The organism is Shewanella sp. MBTL60-007 (genome assembly GCF_019654915.1).
Taxonomy (GTDB): Bacteria; Pseudomonadota; Gammaproteobacteria; order Enterobacterales; family Shewanellaceae; genus Shewanella.
The window spans coordinates 1-427 of record NZ_BPET01000207.1 but is presented as its reverse complement, the minus strand read 5'-3'; the positions used below and the strand labels follow the sequence as shown (position 1 = coordinate 427).

Genomic DNA, 427 nt, shown 5'->3' with positions numbered 1-427 from the left:
TTTTTTTTTTCAAGCAGAAGACGGCATACGAGATTTCTGCCTGTCTCGTGGGCTCGGCACTGCTCATCATGGGCATAGCCGGTGGCGCCTTGCTGCCCTTGCTCTATGGCGCCTTGGTGCACCAGGGTGTGTCCCATCAAAGCGCCTACGGGATCCTCCTTCCCTGCTATGGGATGATCCTTTATTACGCTGTTGCCGGCCACAAGCTGCGGGCCTGGTCGGGGGCGGCCGCCACCAAAGCCGTGATTGACTGAGACCTCAGTAGATCCAGAAAAATACCGCCATGCTGACGATAGTGGTCAGCAGGGTGTTGCGGGTCAGCAGTGCCAGTAAGGCCGCCAGCAGTGCACAGCTGAGGTAGGGATTGCTCAGGCTCAGTTGCAACTCGCCGTCTCGCAGAAACACTATGGGGGCGAAGATGGCGCTT

General features: G+C 58.1%; 1 protein-coding gene. It reads right to left on the bottom strand.

The annotated features are described in order from the left end of the window. Positions 1-258 precede the first annotated feature (258 nt). A partial coding sequence (locus K5Q92_RS24075; protein ID WP_220771287.1) for an AzlD domain-containing protein occupies positions 259-427 on the bottom strand: 169 nt, incomplete at its 5' end.